Consider the following 18,458-nt stretch of genomic DNA (forward strand, 5'->3'; position numbering starts at 1 on the left):
TATATTTAAAATCTTTTGTTTTCAAAACAAAACAAAGATGATAAACTCGAATTAGGAATAAAACAAACATTATCGGAGGGAAACGAATGGTACAGAGTTTATGGAATGCATCACAGGCATCTGAGAAAACAACAGGACTGGAGCAATTGGTTTACCGATCCAACCTGATTGGAACCGATCGCAGTGTATGTAACATTTTCGGTGGTAATACATCTACCAAAACGACAGTGAAGGATTTTCGTGGTCGTGATGTAGAAGTAATGTATGTGAAAGGCAGCGGCTCCGATCTGGGTTCTATGGAAGCGAAGCATTTTACCGGACTTGGGCTCGAAGACATTCGACCATTAATTGAACGTGAATCCATGTCGGATGAAGAGATGGTTGAATATCTGGGACATTGCATGATTGATGCCAAGCATCCGCGCGCCTCCATCGAGACTCTGCTACATGCGTTCCTACCATATAAGCATGTGGATCATACGCACCCGGATGCGATTATCAGCCTGTGTTGTGCGAATAACGGCAAGGAATTGGCGAGAGAGATCTACGGTGATCGTTTTGTATGGGTACCTTACGTTCGTCCAGGGTTCACCTTATCTAAAATGATTGCTGAAAGCGTATTCTCGAATCCTAATGCCGAACTCGTACTGATGGAAAAACACGGACTTGTGACTTGGGGAGAAACATCCGAGGAATGTTACGCACAAACGATCAAGATTATCAATGAAGCAGAAGCATTCATCGAAGCACGGGTGGACGAAGGAAGTTTGTTCGGTGGTGTGAAACACCCGGCATTGGCCGCTGATGTTCGTCGTCAGATCGTATCACGTGTGATGCCAACGATTCGTGGAGCGGTATCGGATAGTAAAAAAATGATTTTGTCCTTTGATGATCAGGCGGATGTGCTTGCTTTTGTAGGCGGAGCGGACTCTCCGCAATTGTCTCAGGTGGGTGCGGCTTGCCCGGATCATCTGGTACATACCAAAGTCGTACCTCTGTTCATCGATTGGACACCGGATGCGGAAGATATCGAAGGCTTAAAAGCCAAGCTGGTAGAAGGCGTTGCCGCCTACAAAGAACAATATCAGCAGTATTTTGAGAGCAACAAAAACGAAGGTGATGTCATGTTCGAAGCGGCACCTCGCGTTATCCTCATTCCGGGTGTGGGCATGATCAACACAGGCAAGAGCTGGGCGCTCTCTCAAGTAAGCGGTGCATTATATCATAGAGCGATTGCCGTTATGCGTGGAGCCACTAGCCTAGGTCAATTCGTATCGCTCAGTGCAAACGAATCTTACAATGTGGAGTACTGGCCGCTGGAATTGTACAAATTATCTCTGGCTCCCGCAGAAACCGAATTCTCCCGCAAAGTGGCATTTATCACAGGTGGAGCAGGCGGGATCGGAAGTGAAACAGCACGTAGATTGGTATCTGAAGGTGCTCATGTCGTGCTTGCTGATCTCAACCTGGAGGGCGCACAGAAGGTAGCACAGGAAATCAATGATCAATACGGTGCGAATCGTGCGTATGCGCTGAAAATGGACGTGACCGATGAAGAAGCCGTTCAATCTGCGTATGCAGATGTTGCGGTGCAATATGGCGGAGTGGACATCATCGTGAACAATGCCGGATTGGCGACATCCAGCCCATTTGATGAAACGTCCCTGAAAGAATGGAACCTGAACATGAATGTACTGGGTACAGGGTATTTCCTTGTGGCTCGTGAAGCCTTCAAGCTGATGAAACAGCAGGGCATTGGTGGAAGCATGGTATTTATCGGGTCCAAAAACTCAGTGTATGCGGGTAAAAGTGCCTCTGCTTACAGCTCGGCCAAAGCACTGGAAGCTCATCTCGCACGCTGTATTGCAGCAGAAGGCGGGGAGTATGGCATTCGTGTAAATACAATTCTTCCAGACGCCATTCTACAAGGGTCAGCGATCTGGAACGGTTCCTGGAGAAACGAACGAGCAGCGGCATACGGTATCGAGCCGGATCAATTGGAAGAGTATTACCGCAAACGGACGACATTGCTCGTAAATATCTATCCAAGAGATATTGCGGAAGGGATCGCATTCTTTGCTTCTTCGAAATCCGAAAAAACAACCGGTTGCATGATGACCATTGATGGCGGTGTACCGGCAGCATTTACACGTTAAATAGGAGGGTTCTTGCGGATGGATAACCAAGTCAAGCAAGCGTATGAAGCAGCCAAGGCATTGTATGCCCAGCACGGAATTGATACGGACGAGGTGCTGAACAAACTTGCGGATATCAAAGTATCCGTACACTGTTGGCAAGGCGATGATGTTAAAGGCTTTCTGAATAAAGATGGGGAGTTAACAGGTGGTATTTCCGTTACAGGTCAGTATCCGGGGGCTGCGACCACACCTGCTGAACTTCGCAACGATTTGGAGCAAGCTTTCGCTCTGATTCCCGGCAAACATAAGGTCAATCTGCATGCGATCTACACGGATACAGACGAAAAGGTTGAACTGGATCGGATTGAGCCGAAGCATTATGAGAACTGGGTGAAATGGGCCAAAGAACAAGGACTCGGTCTGGACTTTAACCCAACGTGTTTTTCCCATGAAAAATCAAGTGACGGATTCACGCTCAGTCATCCGGACCCTGAGATTCGCAAGTTCTGGATTGATCACTGCAAGGCGTCTCGCCGGATTGGTGCTTACTTTGGTGAACAGCTTGGTCAGACCTGTGTAACCAATGTATGGGTACCGGACGGATTCAAGGATAACCCGGTTGACCGGTTAACACCACGCAAACGTCTCAAGGAATCGCTAGATGAAGTATTCGGCGAACCACTTAACCCGGAGCACAACCTGGACGCGGTAGAGAGTAAGTTGTTTGGTCTCGGTTCGGAAGCATATGTGGTGGGTTCTCATGAATTCTATATGGGTTACGGTTTGCAAAATGATACGTTAATCTGCCTAGATGCAGGTCATTTTCATCCAACAGAGGTTATTTCCAATAAACTGTCGTCCCTATCTTTGTTTACTAGCGGCATTCTGCTTCACGTAAGCCGCCCGATGCGCTGGGACAGTGACCACGTCGTAATCATGGACGATGAGTTGCTGGAAATTGCCCGTGAACTGGTTAGACATGATCTGCTTGCGACTACACATATTGGACTGGATTTCTTTGATGCAAGTATTAACCGTGTAGCTGCGTGGGTTGTGGGTACACGTAATACGGTCAAAGCCCTTCTGCGTGCGATGCTGGAACCGGTGGATGCCTTGAAACAGGCCGAGTTGGACGGAGATTACACCCTGCGTCTAGCATTGACGGAAGAGTTCAAATCCTATCCGTTTGGCGCGATCTGGGACTACTATTGTGCTCAGCAAGGCGTTCCAGTTCGTGAAAAGTGGATCACGGATATCAAAACCTATGAACAAGACGTATTGCTACAGCGTGATAAATCATTGGTGTAACCGCATTTATTTTTCGTATAAACCACTATGGAATGAAAATTCCGTGGTGGTTTTTTTGGCATAATCAAGCTGAAATGCATAAGTGAGGCGATTGTTTCCATACTAGGAATATAGATCCGAATCGCATACGTTTGCTTACGCAGAGGAGGTTAATAGAGTTGAATCTAGCCCATAACAAACTGTATATCGCTGCACTTGGCGGCGTGAATGAAATAGGGAAGAATATGTATTTCATCCAATACAATCAGGACATCATCGTGATTGACTGTGGTTCGAAGTTTCCCGATGAGACCTTGCCGGGTATTGATCTGATCATTACGGATGTAACGTATCTGCTGGAGAATCTGGATAAAGTAAGGGGTCTTGTGGTTACCCACGGACACGAAGATCACATCGGTGGCATTCCTTATTTGTTAAAACAAATGAACATTCCGGTGTATGCATCTAGGCTCACGCGCGGGCTGATCGAACTTAAACTGAAAGAGCATGGGCTGCTGCGCCAGGCGGACCTGCACACGATCGATGCTCACTCCAGCATTACGCTGGGAGGGATCGAAGTTTCCTTTTTCGCAACCAGTCATAGTATTCCAGATTGTCTTGGGATTTTCTTTCAGACCCCAGCCGGCAATGTCGTGCACACCGGAGATTTCAAATTCGACATGTCTCCTGTACATGGACCTTTCCCTGATCTGCACCGTATGGCCGAGATTGGAAAACAAGGCGTTCATATATTGCTCTCCGAAAGTACCAATGCAGAAAGACCCGGATTTACACCTTCCGAGCGTATTGTAGGAGACCACATTCTGGATGCCTTTATCCGTGCGAAACAAAAAGTATTTATCTCGACCTTTGCGTCAAATGTTAGCAGGGTACAGCAGATTGTGAATGCAGCATTCGAGACAGGGCGCAAACTGGCACTGTTGGGCAGAAGTATGGTGAATGTGGTATCGGTGGCAAGTGAATTGGGGTATTTGCAAGTTCCTGACGGACTGTTGATTGAGGCCATTGATTCGGATCAGTTTCCACCAGAACAAGTTGTTGTATTATGTACTGGTAGCCAGGGAGAAGCGATGGCAGCATTGTCACGTTTGGCATCCGGTAAGCATCCTCACGTAAGAATTAACGCCGGGGATACGGTTATTATTGCCGCCGGAGCTATTCCGGGTAATGAACGGAATCTTGCACATGTGATTGATAATCTGTATGTTCTCGGAGCACGTGTGATATATGGTTCTAGTGGTGCGGCAGGAATGCATGTCTCTGGACACGGCAGTCAGGAAGAACTCAAATTGATGTTGACCCTGATGAAGCCGGATTATCTGATTCCGATCCACGGTGAGTTCCGCATGTTGTATCAGCACAGACTGCTTGCCGAGTCCGTAGGTATAGCGCGTGATCATGTGTTTATTGTGAATAATGGGGATATGGTCCAATACAAAGACGGCACTGCTTCTCTGGGTCCCAAAATTGCGTCAGGCAACAGTCTCGTAGACGGTCTGATCATGGGTGATGTCGGCAACATTGTACTTCGTGACCGCAGGCAGCTGTCATCCGATGGCATGCTGGTGATTGTGACTACACTGAGCAAAACGGACAAACACTTGGTAACCTCACCCGAAATTATCTCCAGAGGGTTCGTATTCGTCAAAGACTCGGAAGAATTCATGCATGAGATTCATGAGCTGGTTCTGAACCGAATGGGGGAGTTGACCGGCGCTGGTGTGAATCAGTGGAATGTGATCAAAAGAAAGCTGAAAGACGAGATCGGTCACTACATTTACGCTCAAACAAAGCGAAGACCTATGATCTTGCCTATTATTATTGAAGTCTGAGACCATAAGGAATAGGAATCGTTCTTGTGCTGGTGCTCTGAGCAAACGTGTATATTGAAATTTAACAGCCTGATGAATGTCGGATCATACTTCTGTATGAACGTCACATTATTATCGGGCTTTTGCTGTTTAATAGGAACCGTTTAAATTGTACATAGGTGTGCGATAAATTGAGTTGAATCAAATTCGCCATGGGTTTGCGATTCGAAGTATAATAAAAGGTAAACTAGCTTATAGAAATAAGAGGAGTCTTTATGAATAAAACGATTTCTGATATCGCTCAGATGGCAGGTGTGGCGAAGAGCACGGTCTCTCGCTTCCTGAATGGCGGATCTGTTAGTGAGGATACAGCCCAGAAGATTGAGCGCATTATCAAACAATACAATTATGTTCCCAACACATTTGCACAGAGTCTAAAGGCGAAGAAGACTAGTATTATCGGTACGGTTGTGCCACGACTCGATTCTTTTGCGACATCCCAGACATTGATCGGAATTGATGAAGAACTGCGGAGTAATCAGTATCAGATGCTGATTGCGAATACGAGCCAGGACATGCAGCGCGAGATTGATGCCATATATGATTTTGCAAGACAGAAGGTGTCGGGTATTATTCTGCTGGCGGCTGAAGTAACTGAAGCACATCTGAAGGCCGTTAAGGATATAGGTATTCCGGTGTTATTGGTGGGGCAGCAGCATGAGCAACTACACAGTTTGGTTCACAATGATGATCAGGCAGGCTATGAGATGGGAAGATACGTCGTCGGACAGGGCCACCGCAAGATCGTGTATATGGGAGTTAGCGAGAAGGATCAGGCGGTGGGTATTCATCGCAAACAGGGATTCCAGCGAGCGATCGCCGAATGTGGTGAATGCGAAGTGAAGTATTATGAGACGAGCTTCAAGATGTCTGAAGCCATCGTTACCGCTGAAGCCATACTGAAAGAGATTACACCAACGATCATTGTAGGGGCTACGGATAATATCGCACTGGGTGTGATGAAGATTGCGTTCTCCAATAAAATCCGCATACCGCAAGAATTATCTGTTACCGGATTTGGCGGATACGATATTACGGAGATGATTCATCCCACGCTAACGACCGTGAAATATCACTATCTGCAGGCAGGCAAAGTAGCAGCGAATCATATTATACGTCTGGTCAAAGGCGAGTCGGTGGAGGAACGAACAACACTTGATGTAGAACTTATTCCTCGAGAAAGCGTTGACAAAATATAAAAACATCCTTTATGATAATTCCATCGAACCGGTTCCATTATATATATCCAATTCGGATATACGAACACGGGCAGGCACTAATGCCATATGGAATTATTTTTTTGCGTCTAACGGAACCGGTTCCTATAATTTGAATGGAGAACAGCTATGAAGATGACTAGAGAGCAACGATACAGACGAATTGAGCAAGCGGAGCCTGGAGAGATTGCGAAGCTTGAAGCACAGATATCCGTATGTCCTTGGAGACAGAGTTATCACATTCAGCCCGTAACAGGTCTGCTTAATGATCCTAACGGCTTTGCATATTATCAAGGCTATTATCATCTGTTCTATCAGTGGTTTCCACTTGGAACAGAACACGGCATGAAATACTGGTATCACACCCGCTCGAAGAATCTGGTGAACTGGGAAAATGTTGGCATTGGCATTCAACCTGGTGACCCATATGACTCGCACGGAGCTTATTCCGGTAGCGCCATTGAAAAAGACGGCAAACTGCATTTGCTGTATACAGGCAATACGAGAGATGAGGCTTGGGTCAGACATCCGTATCAATGCTTGGCAGTAATGGATGAAAGCGGTTCAGTAAGCAAGCTGAATCATCCGGTAATCTCTTCGGTTCCACAAGGATACACGGAACACTTCAGAGATCCCAAAGTGTGGCAACAAGGAGACACGTATTATTGTGTAATCGGAGCACAGCGAGCAGATGAGACGGGATGTACGGTGCTGTATCGCTCATCAGATCTGAGAAACTGGGAGTTTCTCGGTGAAATTCGTACGCAGCTAACCTCCTTTGGCTACATGTGGGAATGCCCGGATTATATGGAGATGGACGAGAAAGGTGTGCTTGTCTTTTCCCCACAAGGCATAGACGCTGCAGGAGATCACTATCAGAATATTTTTCAGTCTGGTTATCTGATCGGTGACCCGCTGGATCTACAGACGAGAGAGTTCAATCATGGTGAATTTCAGGAACTGGATCGTGGATTCGATTTCTATGCTCCGCAGACAATGCAGGGCCCGGACGGAAGACGGATTCTGGTTGGTTGGATGGGACTTCCCGATCTGCAATACCCGACAGACGATAGTGGCTGGGCTCATTGCCTGACCATTCCTCGGCAACTTTCACTGCGAGACGGGAAGTTAATTCAACAACCTGTTGCAGAGATGGTGCAATTGCGTCTGCATGAGGAAGGGACTCATATTCTTGCAACGATTGACAATGAGAGTCGATCCTTCGCTGGTTTTGAGGGGGTTGCCTATGAGCTGATATGTGAGATGAGCCATGTAGATGCAGAGACTGTAGGCATCGAATTTCGGGCAGATGGAGCTGAGAAAACGGTTCTTCTGTATGATCGGATCCAGCAAAAAGTTGTTCTGGATCGGACCATGTCGGGTGCCGAGTTGGCAGAGCAAAATGGTACGATACGGCGGTGCACACTTACTGCAGACGTGATTAAGTTCCATCTGTTCGTAGATTCGTCTTCGGTCGAGATCTTTGTGAATGATGGGGAAGAGGTCTTTACCAGCCGGATTTTCCCAAGTCGGGACAGCGTGGACATTCGATTCTTTGCACACGGCGGCAAGGCTGATTTTGAAGCAACTCAATGGAATTATTAAGTATTACGTGAGAGGAATGAGATAACATGTCGGAGAATCAACGCATTGCCCAGGAAGTCATTCATGCCATCGGGGGCAAAGAGAATATCGCATCATTTGCACATTGTGCAACACGTCTTCGGATCATGGTGAAAGATAAAGAGAAGATTGATCAGAAAACGGTCGAGAATATCGAGAAGGTTAAAGGTGCGTTTTTTAACTCGGGTCAATATCAGATTATCTTCGGTACGGGAACGGTGAATCGAATCTTTGAAGAGGTCGAGAAGCTGGGAATCGAAGGATCGTCCAAGGATGATGTCAAGAGTCAGGGGAAAAAAGAAGGAAACGCTTTTCAACGGGCTATCCGCACGTTTGGTGACGTATTTGTACCTATTATTCCTGTACTGGTTGCCACAGGTTTGTTTATGGGATTGCGCGGATTACTTACCCAGAATGAAATACTGGCTTTGTTCGGTGCAACACCTGATGATATCTCGGCCAATTTCCTGTTGTTCACTCAGATCCTGACGGACACGGCCTTTGCTTTCTTGCCTGCGCTTGTAGCGTGGTCCGCATTCCGCGTATTCGGCGGAAGTCCGGTATTGGGTATCGTACTAGGACTAATGCTCGTCAATCCGGCATTACCAAATGCTTACGCGGTGGCAGATGGATCAGCACAGCCGCTGCATATGTTCGGCTTCATACCTGTCGTGGGTTATCAGGGATCTGTTCTACCCGCGTTCTTTGTAGGTTTGATTGGAGCCAAGTTCGAGAAGGTTTTAAGAAGACGAGTGCCTGAGGCACTGGATTTAATTCTGACTCCTTTTATTACGTTGACAGTCATGATTACGCTCGGACTTTTCGCCATTGGTCCTGTATTCCATTCCCTTGAAGAGTGGGTGCTGCATGGAACGACGGCCGTATTGGATCTGCCGTTCGGAATCGCAGGTATTATCATTGGTTTCTTCCATCAGATTATTGTGGTTACCGGTGTGCATCACATCTTTAATTTCCTGGAGATTCAATTGCTGGAGAAGACGGGATTCAACCCATTCAACGCGATTATCACATGTGCTATGGCTGCACAAGGAGCCGCTTGTCTTGCCGTAGGTCTGAAGACCAAAAATATGAAACTCAAAGCACTTGCATTACCTTCGTCCTTGTCCGCATTTCTGGGCATTACGGAGCCAGCGATCTTCGGAGTTAACTTGCGTTATATGAAGCCATTTATTATGGGACTGGTTGGTGGTGGTGTAGGTGGTTTCATCGCTTCATTGTTCCATCTGCAGGGTACAGGTATGGCTGTAACGGTTATTCCCGGTACACTGCTCTATCTGAACAGCCAACTGCCGTTGTACATCTTGTCCAACGTGGTCGCCATGGCCATTGCTTTTGCACTTACCTGGTTCTTCGGATATAAGGATCGACCAGTTGCAGAGGAGTCGGTGAGCCATGACAACAGTGGAGTAACATCAGCTGAAGTTAGTGCAATGGATTCTAATCCGCGCACTGATTCAGCTACCAATGTCATTACAAGCAATCGTCCTAAGGTAAATTTGCTCGAAATAGCTTCGCCAATGAACGGTACCATCATTGCTCTGGAGCAGGTTCCTGACCCGGCGTTCTCGGAAAAACACATGGGTGAGGGCATTGCCATTGAGCCATCTGAAGGTAACGTGTATGCACCGTTTGATGGTGTCATCGCACATGTCATGAACAAGAGTAAACATGCGGTGATTCTGGAGCATGAGACAGGTGTACAGATGCTAATTCATATCGGAATTAATACGGTTGGACTGAAAGGAAACGGTTTTACCGCGCATGTGAATAGCGGAGATCGTGTAACTGCAGGACAATTGTTAATTGAATTCGACATGGATGTCATTCATGCTGCGGGTCTGCCGGTGATTACACCTGTGCTGATTCCAAGCGGAAATGAAACCATTGCGACTGTTACAGCAACGTCATCTGGCTATGTTCAAGCCAATGGGGAAGCAGTACTGCTCGTAAAATTTACTGAGCCACAATAGTGGCATGTAATCAGGGAAATGGTAGAGATTCATCTCTTCCGTTTCCCTTTTTTTTGTGTACAATCGTATGAAATTAAAGAAACAGATCATCGGTGATCTACATCAAATCTGCCGCAGATATCCTTGGCGCAAATTCTTCCGGCAGATCAGGTAGCTCAGGCACTGGTCCTCCATAACCCGGCAAGCCCGCAAAAGCTTCCAGTTTACCACCATCGGTTGGATGTACACCTTTCCAGATCTGAGCAATGCTCGGATAATCAGGGTTACTTGTACGTTATTCGGTCGTTCACAAACAAAACGTTCTGCCAGAGCTTTAGGCTCTGAGCAGAACGTTAGATGAGTTCTTATTTGGAAGCTACGCCAACAACGCTGGTTCCATTTTTCGTGATTTTGTACGTAATCACATCTCCGTTCCAGAAGTGGAACTTGAGGGTGACTTCACCATCATTGGTTTCATTAAAGAAGTTTGGTTTTAGCTCAATCACATTACGGTCGTAATCTGGGCTAAATGTATAGGAGAACTCTTTGAACGAAGTCCAGTTCTGTGGACCGGCGTTTTCTCCGTTTGCATATGTTGCTTCCATCGTTGCCAGTTGGTTACCGTTAAACGTAGTCGGAATGGCAAATGCACTGGTTGTACCTGTTGCATCGCTCAACGTAGGTGTGTCATATTTAATGATATTGAAGTTCCAGTCAGCACCTTCGTTGAATCCAGCGGTGAGTGTGGCATTGACGCCCAAATCACCAGAGGCTGTTAATCTGGTTAACAGATTGGATTTTAACGTAAGTACATCTTTTCTGATCGTATAGTCTTTACCTCTGACAAGAGGGGTATTGCCGTTCTTCAAAGAATTGAATTTGTTTCCATTCAGATTGAGCTTTACTTTTTTATCTTGAATGGCTTCATTTTGTTTAAGATATACGAGGTCCGTTTCAGCTGTGGATGATCGACCACTCCAGCTGGCTTGCATCGTATTGAATAATTCTTGGTCAGACCAAGTGAAGCTTGTGCGTCCGAAATGCTGTCCATTGTCCCATAACATCGTTGCCATCTGTTTTTGACGCAGATAATGTCCAACGAATTCGAAGAATTTCAGCTTTTCGCCTTGCTCAATGACACCTGTGTGCTGGTCAAACCCAAGCAAGCCATACTCACCAACGATCACCGGGATGCCTTTGGCTGTGAAAGCATTGTGTACCCGATCGAATGTATCAGTAATGTCTTTCTGTACTTCCTCGTTATACGTGGTGTTACCTGCGATGTTCACACTGAATGGCCAGAACCCATAATAGTGAACGGTTGCAATAATATTGGAGTCATTCAATTTTTGAATGGTTTTATTCAATGCATCCAGATCCGGTTGAGCAGAAGAGGTATGCATCGTCGGAAGCACAAGTGGACGTGTCTCGTTGTTTCCACCCGAAGTTCTTACGATCTTGTGAAAAGAAGTATTCAATTCGTCCAGCATGCGATATCCAATCGCTGCATCTGTTGTGCCGCCTTCGGAAAAGCGGGGTTCGTTCACACTTTCGAACATGAGCTTATCGGATGCATCTTTGAACTTGTCAGCAATCTGAGTCCAAGCAGAGTTGTAACGTGCAAGCACGTTGTCATGGTCTTTCTCCATGTAACTGATCCAACGCCAGGAATCATGGTGAAGATTGATCATGACATAGAGATCTGCATCGAGCGCCCAATCTACAACTTCTTGAACCCGATTCATGTAAGCGGAATCAATTGTGTAGTCGGGTGCGTCGCCGATATGGGCTTCCCAGGTCACAGGGATACGGATACTGTTATAGCCCTCATCTGCGATCGATTGAATCAGTTCCTTCGTAATGCGCGGGTTGCCCCAGGCTGTCTCATCCTCACCAACGGCGTCGAGAGAGTTACCCAGATTCCAGCCAGGCTCCATGGTGTTTACGTAGGCCTGCATTTTGCTTGGAGCAGCTGGTGCATCGGCCTGTTCGCTGTTGTCAGTTGCAGCGGAAGCCATAGCTGAAGAGAACAGAGATAGAATCATGGCAGTCACAAGCGTAAGAGAAAGGACTGATTTACGGTTTTTTTTCATCAATATAGTCTCCTTCAAGTATAGAATGGTTGAACTTGAATAGCGGTTAAGCATGGGTGAAAATAGAGCTCAACGTAAACAATAGTTTACTTGTTTAATACTGGAATCACCACCGATTTATGTACTGAAAGCGTTTTCGTAATTTACTATATCATGATTTAATATTGGACAATACCTGCACAATTGGAATAAAAATCATGTGAAAATCAGTGATTTTGTCATATGAATAGATTGTGTAGTGATCGTGTATTTCATTGGAAATGAAAATCATAAGGTTGCTTTTTAATGATAATTAGATTTAAATACCCTGGGAGGGATGTAATATGAAGCTGGACGCACATCAACATTTCTGGGAATACAATGTCGCCGATTACGGATGGATTGGAGAAGAGATGAAGGCCATTCGTCAATCTTTTCTCCCGGAAGATCTTGAACCTTTATTGGTCCAATCAGGAATGGACGGATGTATTGTAGTACAAGCCAGACAATCACTGACAGAAACCGAGTGGCTTCTGCAGCTGGCAGATCGGTACGAATGTATCAAAGGTGTAGTCGGATGGGTGGACCTTTGTTCGGATGAAGTTCGGACTCAGCTTGAATTGTTCGCGTCCAATCCGTGTCTGAAGGGCGTACGTCATGTCATACAGGATGAAGTTGATCTGAAGTATGTATTGAGAGAAGACTTTCAGCGGGGGATTTCATTACTCAAAGAGTATGATTTGGCATATGACCTGTTAGTATCCAAGGAGCAACTGCCTTATGCCGTTGAACTGGTTAAGGCATTTCCTGAACAGCGATTTGTACTGGATCATCTAGCCAAACCCGACATAAAATCAGGTATACTCTCACCCTGGAAAGAAGCACTTGAGTCATTGGCCGCACAACCGAATGCATACTGTAAACTTTCAGGGATAGTGACGGAAGCAGACTGGGCAAATTGGACTCCAAAGGATTTTACACCCTATCTGAATATCGCCATAGAAGCCTTTGGTGCGGAACGGTTAATGTTCGGGTCCGACTGGCCCGTGAGCAACGTTTCAGCTACGTATTCTGATGTATACGGTCTCATTATAACTCGCATTAATGCCCTACCTATAGCAGATCAACAGATGATTCTTGGCGGCACATGTGCTGCGTTCTATCAAATATCGTAGTGGGCAATCCGAAGCTATACCGGTTTCAAAAAGTTGACAACTGTTCTGATTCTTGCTAAAGTTTTATCCAATCCGCATAATCATGATCTGGGAATGTTACCGATATGGGCATAACCTGAGCTGGCTTGTTTACACGTAATCGTGTACCCAGGCTGGTTCGGGTTTTTTCTATTTTGTCTTTTTAATGTTTCTAACGATTGGAGCGGGTAGCTGAATTACATATTTGGAAGGAGAATGATGATGACGAATTTTAAATTTCCTAAAGACTTTCTGTGGGGTGGAGCCATTGCTGCCAATCAGGCTGAGGGCGCGTATCTGGAAGATGGTAAAGGGCTGAGTATCGTTGACTTGCTTCCGACAGGAGAGAACCGCAGAAGTATTATGAAAGGTCATGTTCCGGCCTTTACGCCGCTCGCTACCGAGTTCTATCCTTCGCATGAAGCAATCGATTTTTATCACCGTTACCCTGAAGACATTGCTTTATTTGCAGAAATGGGATTCAAAGCATTGCGTGTTTCCATTGCCTGGGCACGGATTTTCCCGACAGGAGAAGATGCGCAGCCGAATGAAGCGGGATTACAATTTTACGATAACCTGTTTGATGAATTGTTGAAAAACGGCATTGAACCTGTGGTTACATTGGCTCACTTTGATGTGCCTGTGCACCTGATCGAGAAGTATGGCAGCTGGAGAAGTCGTGAACTGGTAACTTTATTCGAGACTTACGCTAAAACGGTATTCACTCGTTACAAAGACAAGGTGAAATACTGGATGACATTCAATGAGATCAACATGCTGCTACATCTTCCGTTCCTTGGGGCGGGACTGGCGTTCAATGAAGGGGATAACATCAAGGAAATTCAATATCAGGCTGCTCACCACCAACTGGTTGCAAGTGCACTGGCAGTCAAGGCATGTCATGAGATTATTCCTGGTGCCATGATTGGGTGCATGCTCGCGGCAGGAAGCTTCTATCCGTATACCTGTAATCCGGAAGATGTGTTCAAGGGTATGGAAAAAGATAGAGAGTCCTATTTCTTCATCGATGTGCAGTCGCGTGGGGAATATCCGGGTTATGCCAAACGTTTCTTCAAGGATCACGAATTGAACATCGTTATGCAGCCGGGTGATGCAGAAATCTTGAAGAATCATACCGTAGATTATATCGGGTTCAGCTACTATTCAAGTCGTACAACCAGCACCGATCCGGCAGTTATCAAAAATATGACCAGTGGTAATGTATTTGGCTCGGTTGCCAATCCATATCTGGCGAAGTCTGAATGGGGTTGGACGATTGATCCCAAAGGGTTCCGTATTACCGCCAATCAACTGCATGACCGTTATCAGAAGCCACTGTTTGTCGTTGAGAATGGATTTGGCGCCAATGACGAAGTTACACCAGAAGGTGAAGTCGATGATGCGTACCGGATTGACTACTTGAAACGGCATGTAGCTGAAATGGGTGAGGCCATTCAGGATGGTGTGAACATCATCGGTTACACCAGCTGGGGACCTATTGATATTGTGAGTGCTTCCTCAGGTGAGATGAGAAAACGCTATGGCTACATTTATGTGGATCGTAATAATGAAGGTCAAGGTGAGCTGACACGACTGAAGAAGAAGAGTTTTGAGTGGTACAAAAATGTGATCGAATCTAACGGAACGAACCTGGGCGACGCGTAGTTTATATTTTTCTGAGTTAAAATGGTCTTGTACGGCAATAAAACATCGGAAGTTTCATCTATATAAATTGAACTAAACATTTACACAAAACAGAGAGGACAGAAAAAAGCTGGGGATAACATCGATCGGAAGGTTGTTCTGTCATCGGAGTAGCTAGTGTAAATATTCTCTAGTTCAATTTATATAACCATGGGACTTCCGATTGTCCTCACATTGAAAGCGTTGACATATAGTCAGGTTCGCGCTATACTTGACGCAATTATATCGTTTCTGGGATTGTTACTACATGACGTAGGCAAAACCTAAGCACCAAAAAAAGCAGACCGCCATGTCTTGTTTATTTTGTGATGCTTCAGGTTTTTTTTGTATGCCCAAAAGACGATGTATAACTGCCAAGAGAGTGGAACGTGACGGGGGGATTGAAGTGAAAATAGCAAAGGTTATCAACAATAACGTCATTAGCATCTATCAGGCGGATGGAGCAGAGCTTGTGGTGATGGGACGTGGGATTGCCTTTAAGAAAAAGCCGGGGGATAAAGTAGACGAGACCCGCATCCAGAAAGTATTTGCATTGAAAAACAAACAAACATCCGATAATTTCAAAATGCTGCTGCGCGAAGTTCCGATGGAACTGATTGAAATTGTGGAAGAGATCATCACGTATGCGCGTGACCATCTGGGCCGAAAGCTGAATGAGAACATCTATGTATCCCTTACGGATCATATAAACTTCGCGATCGAACGCTATCGGGAAGGGGTGGAGATCAAGAACGCATTAATGTGGGAGATTAAGCAATTGTACAAGCCCGAATTCGGACTGGGACTAAGGACGCTGGAACAGATCAACACTCGCATGAATATTGAGCTTCCACCCGATGAAGCCGCTTATATTGCTCTTCACATTGTCAACGCAGAGATGAATGAAGAAGTCATAACGACGATGAATATTACGAAGTTTATCCAGCAAATTATTAATATAGCGAAATATCATTTCAAAATGGAATTTGATGAGGATTCCCTCAGTTATTTTCGCTTCATCACACATCTGAAGTTCTTCTCTCAGCGTGTGCTCAGTGGAACGCATTACGACAACAACTATGATCATTTCTATGACATGATTAAAGAGAAGCATCCGGATGCGGCAGCGTGCACGGAGAAAATTGAATTGTTTGTCAAAAAGGAATACAACCACGAGCTGACCAATGAAGAAAAATTGTATCTGACGGTTCATATCGAACGAGTGGTTAATCGATAATATTTAAATGTTGACAAAAATGGTTTAATTATAATAATATGTGATTAACAGGAATTGAATACGATTTAACTGGGATTGTTACTGGTTATGCAGGCAAAACCTAAGTCATGAGAAGATCAGGACCATTGTGTCTCCTCACTCAAGGCTTAGGTTTTTTGCGTGCAAAAAAATCGGTAAATGGCCTGTTTGAGAAAAAGTGGGGGTGCAGATCATGAGTCAAGAGAAACTGGCCAAAGAGATTGTAGAACTGGTCGGCGGTGAGAAAAATGTGGAATCACTGGTTCATTGTGCAACACGATTACGGTTTGTATTGAAGGACGATGCCAAGGCAGACAAAGCCAAACTGGAGAGAACAGAAGGCATCATCGCAGTCAAAGAAAATGGCGGCCAGTTCCAGGTGGTAGTTGGTAACAAGGTGCCTGAAGTCTACAGTGCCATTGGACAGATCAGTAACATTCTGGACGATTCGTCAGATAAAGAAAAACCTCGCAAAGCAGCCAAAGGGCTCGGAGGTATTATCGATATCATATCCAGCATATTTGCACCGCTCCTTGGTGTTATGGCAGGAGCCGGTATTCTTAAAGGGTTATTGTTGATTGCAAGCAATATCGGATGGCTGGAAACGACAGAAACAACGTATAAGATCCTGTATGCAGCAGCAGATAGTCTCTTCTACTTCCTGCCTCTGTTGTTAGCGGTTACAACAGCTCGCAAATTCCAGGGTAATATGTTTGTAGCGATGACGATTGCGGGTGCGTTGATCTATCCTTCGATCGTTACGCTAAAAGCGGAGGGAACACCCACAGATTTCTTCGGAATTCCTGTAATCCTGATGAACTATTCATCTACGGTTATTCCTATCATTTTAGCTGTCATTGTCATGAGCAAGTTGGAGAAGTTCTTTAATAAGACTCTTCACGATAGTGTGAAAAACTTTGTTACACCTTTGTTTTTACTAGTGATCATGGTACCTCTGACATTGCTTGTATTCGGACCATTTGGCGTATACGTTGGAAATGGAATTGCAGCTGGACTGGTTGCCGCATTTGGATTCAGTCCATTGCTCGCAGGAGCCGTTATGGGTGCAAGCTGGCAGCTGCTCGTTATCTTCGGAATACACTGGGGTCTGATTCCAGTATTTATTAATAACGTTGCTGTATATGGACAGGATGGTGTTAAACCAGCTGCGACAGCTTCGATCTTTGCTCAAACGGGTGCTGCTTTTGGGGTAATGTTGAAAACCAAGAACAAAAAACTCAAAACATTGGCGGGATCATCCACGTTGACGGCTTTGTTCGGTATTACGGAACCGGCCATCTATGGGGTAACATTACCACTGAAACGTCCATTCATTGCAGGAGTTATCGGTGGTGCAGTTGGTGGAGCTATCATTGGTCAAGCGGGTACATTGGCATTCGCATCCGGCGCACCGGGCTTGCTGACCTTGCCAATCTTCTACGGGCCAGGTGGACAAGGTTTCCCAGGATTGATTCTGGGTATCGTAGTATCGTTTGTTGTTTCGGCTGTACTGACGTACATCATGGGCTTTAAAGATCCGGTCGAAGAAGAAACAAAAACCGAACCTACTGCATCTGCCGAGAAACCTGTTCGTGCAGCGAATGCTTCGGACGAAGATGTATTTAGCCCAATCGAAGGAACAATTGTGGAATTGTCGGAAGTTCCAGATCCGGCATTTGCATCGGGAGCAATGGGTAAAGGAATTGCGATCGAGCCAGCTGTAGGCAGAGTCGTAGCGCCTTTTGACGGTACAGTTACCGTTGCATTCAAGAAAAAACATGCCTTGGCTGTTGTATCAGACACGGGTGCTGAAATATTGGTTCACGTTGGAGTCGATACCGTTAAATTGGACGGACAACATTTTGTCTCCCATATCAAAGAAGGCGATCGGGTTCAAGCGGGAGATCTGTTGCTTGAGTTCGATATTGCACAGATTAAGGCTGCTGGTTATCACACGGTAACGCCTATTATTGTAACCAACTCAGCCAACTACGAAGAAGTGATTCCACAGGCTACAGGACAGGTTAGTAGCCAAGAGCTTCTATTAAAATTAAGTAGTGGTAATGGTCAGGAACAAAAGTAGATTGACGTACTAATCCGATGCTGTCGTATTTTCATGGTTCCGTTG

Annotated in this window: 11 protein-coding genes and 1 pseudogene; 10 read left to right on the top strand and 2 right to left on the bottom strand. The window is 45.6% G+C overall.

Annotated elements, in window-relative coordinates:
- Window positions 1-86: 86 nt before the first annotated feature.
- The 6 genes from MHI06_RS13325 to MHI06_RS13350 all read left to right on the top strand — a co-directional run bounded on the left by MHI06_RS13325 (window position 87) and on the right by MHI06_RS13350 (window position 10,148).
- On the top strand, window positions 87-2,156 hold the full coding sequence (locus tag MHI06_RS13325; protein WP_340401783.1) for a bifunctional aldolase/short-chain dehydrogenase: 2,070 nt from the start codon (window positions 87-89) through the stop codon (window positions 2,154-2,156).
- An 18-nt stretch (window positions 2,157-2,174) separates the two neighbouring features.
- Entirely contained in the window at window positions 2,175-3,446 is a 1,272-nt protein-coding gene (gene rhaA / locus MHI06_RS13330) for an L-rhamnose isomerase (protein ID WP_169481781.1), read from the top strand.
- Between the two features lie 158 nt (window positions 3,447-3,604).
- Complete coding sequence (locus tag MHI06_RS13335; protein WP_340401784.1) at window positions 3,605-5,278, top strand: ribonuclease J; 1,674 nt, start codon at window positions 3,605-3,607, stop codon at window positions 5,276-5,278.
- A gap of 254 nt (window positions 5,279-5,532) precedes the next feature.
- Window positions 5,533-6,516, top strand: coding sequence for a LacI family DNA-binding transcriptional regulator (locus tag MHI06_RS13340; RefSeq protein ID WP_169481783.1), 984 nt, complete (start codon window positions 5,533-5,535; stop codon window positions 6,514-6,516).
- A gap of 147 nt (window positions 6,517-6,663) precedes the next feature.
- Window positions 6,664-8,139 (top strand): sucrose-6-phosphate hydrolase, encoded by a 1,476-nt coding sequence (locus MHI06_RS13345; protein ID WP_340401785.1) that lies wholly within the window; start codon window positions 6,664-6,666, stop codon window positions 8,137-8,139.
- A 26-nt stretch (window positions 8,140-8,165) separates the two neighbouring features.
- On the top strand, window positions 8,166-10,148 hold the full coding sequence (locus tag MHI06_RS13350) for a sucrose-specific PTS transporter subunit IIBC (protein ID WP_340401786.1): 1,983 nt from the start codon (window positions 8,166-8,168) through the stop codon (window positions 10,146-10,148).
- Window positions 10,149-10,245: 97 nt separating this feature from the next.
- Here MHI06_RS13350 and MHI06_RS13355 read toward each other — a convergent pair.
- Window positions 10,246-10,416: pseudogene (locus tag MHI06_RS13355) on the bottom strand (manganese catalase family protein); the annotation flags it as partial.
- 76 nt (window positions 10,417-10,492) lie between these two features.
- The gene (locus MHI06_RS13360; protein WP_340401787.1) at window positions 10,493-12,223 is read right to left on the bottom strand and encodes a cellulase family glycosylhydrolase; all 1,731 of its coding nucleotides are present in this window, start codon (window positions 12,221-12,223) and stop codon (window positions 10,493-10,495) included.
- A 320-nt stretch (window positions 12,224-12,543) separates the two neighbouring features.
- Here MHI06_RS13360 and MHI06_RS13365 point away from each other — a divergent pair, with 320 nt between their 5' ends.
- The 4 genes from MHI06_RS13365 to MHI06_RS13380 all read left to right on the top strand — a co-directional run bounded on the left by MHI06_RS13365 (window position 12,544) and on the right by MHI06_RS13380 (window position 18,413).
- Window positions 12,544-13,374 carry an amidohydrolase family protein gene (locus MHI06_RS13365; protein ID WP_340401788.1) on the top strand — a complete coding sequence of 277 codons (831 nt, stop codon included), beginning with the start codon at window positions 12,544-12,546 and terminating at the stop codon, window positions 13,372-13,374.
- 240 nt (window positions 13,375-13,614) lie between these two features.
- On the top strand, window positions 13,615-15,057 hold the full coding sequence (locus tag MHI06_RS13370) for a 6-phospho-beta-glucosidase (protein ID WP_340401789.1): 1,443 nt from the start codon (window positions 13,615-13,617) through the stop codon (window positions 15,055-15,057).
- A gap of 424 nt (window positions 15,058-15,481) precedes the next feature.
- Window positions 15,482-16,312 (top strand): PRD domain-containing protein, encoded by an 831-nt coding sequence (locus tag MHI06_RS13375; RefSeq protein ID WP_169481789.1) that lies wholly within the window; start codon window positions 15,482-15,484, stop codon window positions 16,310-16,312.
- Between the two features lie 211 nt (window positions 16,313-16,523).
- Window positions 16,524-18,413, top strand: a complete 1,890-nt coding sequence (locus MHI06_RS13380; RefSeq protein ID WP_340401790.1) for a beta-glucoside-specific PTS transporter subunit IIABC — start codon at window positions 16,524-16,526, stop codon at window positions 18,411-18,413.
- Window positions 18,414-18,458: the final 45 nt, after the last annotated feature.

Origin of the sequence: Paenibacillus sp. FSL H8-0079, from assembly GCF_037991315.1 — a bacterium.
Classification (GTDB): domain Bacteria; phylum Bacillota; class Bacilli; order Paenibacillales; family Paenibacillaceae; genus Paenibacillus.

Excerpts from the sequence above, each read along its gene's own strand:
- MHI06_RS13325 (WP_340401783.1), top strand. The coding sequence starts at position 87 with ATGGTACAGAGTTTATGGAATGCATCACAGGCATCTGAGAAAACAACA.
- rhaA (WP_169481781.1), top strand. The coding sequence starts at position 2,175 with ATGGATAACCAAGTCAAGCAAGCGTATGAAGCAGCCAAGGCATTGTAT.
- MHI06_RS13340 (WP_169481783.1), top strand. The coding sequence starts at position 5,533 with ATGAATAAAACGATTTCTGATATCGCTCAGATGGCAGGTGTGGCGAAG.
- MHI06_RS13345 (WP_340401785.1), top strand. The coding sequence starts at position 6,664 with ATGAAGATGACTAGAGAGCAACGATACAGACGAATTGAGCAAGCGGAG.
- MHI06_RS13350 (WP_340401786.1), top strand. The coding sequence starts at position 8,166 with ATGTCGGAGAATCAACGCATTGCCCAGGAAGTCATTCATGCCATCGGG.
- MHI06_RS13365 (WP_340401788.1), top strand. The coding sequence starts at position 12,544 with ATGAAGCTGGACGCACATCAACATTTCTGGGAATACAATGTCGCCGAT.
- MHI06_RS13370 (WP_340401789.1), top strand. The coding sequence starts at position 13,615 with ATGACGAATTTTAAATTTCCTAAAGACTTTCTGTGGGGTGGAGCCATT.
- MHI06_RS13380 (WP_340401790.1), top strand. The coding sequence starts at position 16,524 with ATGAGTCAAGAGAAACTGGCCAAAGAGATTGTAGAACTGGTCGGCGGT.